Source organism: Pseudohongiella nitratireducens (genome assembly GCF_001642735.1).
In the GTDB taxonomy this organism is placed as follows: domain Bacteria; phylum Pseudomonadota; class Gammaproteobacteria; order Pseudomonadales; family Pseudohongiellaceae; genus Pseudohongiella; species Pseudohongiella nitratireducens.
In genome coordinates, this window is record NZ_LWHM01000002.1 from 1 (window position 1) to 2,296 (window position 2,296).

At 52.1% G+C, this 2,296-nt stretch carries 1 protein-coding gene and 1 pseudogene; one reads left to right on the plus strand and one right to left on the minus strand.

Annotated elements, in window-relative coordinates; translation table 11 throughout:
• Positions 1–817: pseudogene (locus PSCS_RS16020) on the minus strand (transposase); the annotation flags it as partial.
• A gap of 349 nt (positions 818–1,166) precedes the next feature.
• Here PSCS_RS16020 and PSCS_RS15425 point away from each other — a divergent pair.
• Positions 1,167–2,278, plus strand: a protein-coding gene (locus PSCS_RS15425) for an IS3 family transposase (RefSeq protein ID WP_397387140.1) whose coding sequence is annotated in 2 segments (ribosomal slippage) — positions 1,167–1,419 and positions 1,419–2,278 — 1,113 coding nt in all. Because the reading frame shifts where the segments join, the coding sequence is not laid out codon by codon here.
• Positions 2,279–2,296: the final 18 nt, after the last annotated feature.

Below are 2,296 nucleotides of genomic sequence, written 5' to 3' on the forward strand. Positions count from 1 at the left end.
AACGAGGACTCCGATGCCACATATACGCCCTGGTCCATCAATGCCGGTACGATCTGCGTCGGTGCCAGGTCTACAAAGGCCGTCAGGTTGCACAAATTTACGATCTGCTCTTTTTCCTGGTCACTGAGCTTGTTCGTCGGCGCTGGCCTCATGGCTTCGGGGCGCTGATCGGCCTGAACCTGACCGTCCTGATACCAGCGTCGGTAGGTACGAAGGCCGATCTGCGCCTCAGCACAGGCCTTGTGCAGTCGCGCGCCGCTGCCTACTGCTTCGTGTATCAATTCTATAATAATCAGGCGCTCTGGCAGCGCGGTCAGTCGTCCGCGTCGTTGTTCTCCCAGAGCGCATCCAGCTTTTTTCGCAGCACCAGCAGCGCCGCGGTTTCTGCCAGTGCTTTCTCTTTACGGCGCAGCTCCTTCTCAAGCTTTTTGATCTGCTGCTTATCCGCCTTTGACTGCTGCTTGAGCGTTTTATCCTGCTGCTCGGCACTTTGGAACCCGGCCAGCGAAGCTTCTTTCCAGGCCTTTACCTGCTCGACGAACAGACCTTTCTGGCGACAATACTCATTAAGCTGAGCCTCGCTCATCGTGGCTGTTTCTATCACCGTGGCCAGCTTTGCTTCAGCTGACCACTGGTCTGTGTTATTTGGTTTGGGCCCCGGCACGGCGCGTCCTCTTAATCTGGCTTGCTTGCGCCAATTATAAAGGGTTGCTTCGCTGATGCCTTCAACTTTTGCCAGATCCGATACCGTCATGTTGTACGGCGGCAGTAACCGGCTCAAAACTGCTTCCTTACGCTCCTGTGAAAATCGCGCCACTCATATTCTCAATCCGCCCATCTGGTAAAAGTAGATGGTGTCAACTATCCTGCCAGAGCGGGTTCATCTCTGACCGTACATTGAACACTCGTTTTCCTCTTGCCAACCTGAGAGTTGAGGCGGAGCTACTTTTCTTTATATCACAGACAGGGATGAATCTCGCACAAGCCCACCAAATAAAATTACGGCACTTTAGCTATACTTCCACACTTGATGGCTATCTGGTGCGCGACTACAAGCATCGCCGCCAAGGTGAGGTTTTATTCGAAATGTAAACCTCCCCTAAAATTGGGCCAGTGATTTTTAGAGGTTCTTGTGGATAATAGTAGTTAACCACGGAGAACCGAAAATGCGAAAAACGAAATTCAGCGAGCACCAGATTATCAAGATCCTCAAGGAGGTCGAAGGCGGTAGGATGGTCAAGGATGTCTGCCGCGAGCATGGCATCTCCGATGCCACGTACTACAACTGGAAATCGAAGTATGGTGGTATGGAAGCCTCCGACATCCGACGGCTGAAAGCCCTGGAGGAGGAAAACGCCAAGCTCAAGCGAATGTATGCCGATATGGCGCTTGAGAACACTGCCCTGAAGGACGTCATTGAAAAAAAGCTCTAGCGCCGGCAGAGAAACGCAGTATTGTCGATTATCTGGTAAGTGAGCATGGGCTCAGCGTTCGGCGCAGCTGCAAAGCACTGCGACTGAGCCGCTCGACGTACGATTACCAGCCAGATACCCACAGGGACGACGAGGTGATCGAAACATTGCTGTCGGCGGTTGAACGCTATCCACGCTACGGATTCAGAAAGCTGTATCACGTACTGAGGCGAGAGGGCCATCAATGGAACCACAAGCGATTACACCGAGTGTACTGCGCTTTGAAGCTTAACATGCGACGACGCGGCAAACGACGACTACCCAGTCGCAACCCGAAACAGCTGTCAGTACCGCAGTCGTTGAACCAGAGTTGGTCGGTTGATTTTATGAGCGATGCACTGTACTGCGGGCGGCGATTTCGCACCTTCAATGTGGTCGATGACTTCAACCGTGAGGCTCTGGCCATCGAGATCGATCTGAATCTGCCAGCCGCACGAGTGATCCGCACGCTGGATCGACTGGCTGCTTGGCGCGGATATCCGGAGCAGGTCAGACTGGATAATGGCCCTGAGTTCATCTCGGTCGCACTGGCCGAATGGGCAGAGGAAAACAATGTGCACCTGGAATTTATTTCGCCAGGAAAACCAACGCAAAACTCATATGTTGAACGGTTCAATCGAACCTATCGGAACGAGGTATTAGATTTTTACGTCTTCCGGAATCTGACGGAAGTTCGGAATATCACAGAACAATGGCTGACAGAATACAATGAAGAACGGCCGCATGAGTCACTGAATGACATTCCGCCAGCAGAATATGCTCGGCTGAAAAATGAACCCTTGGCCTCTAAAAACTGTTGGCACTAATTAAGGGATGTTTACAGA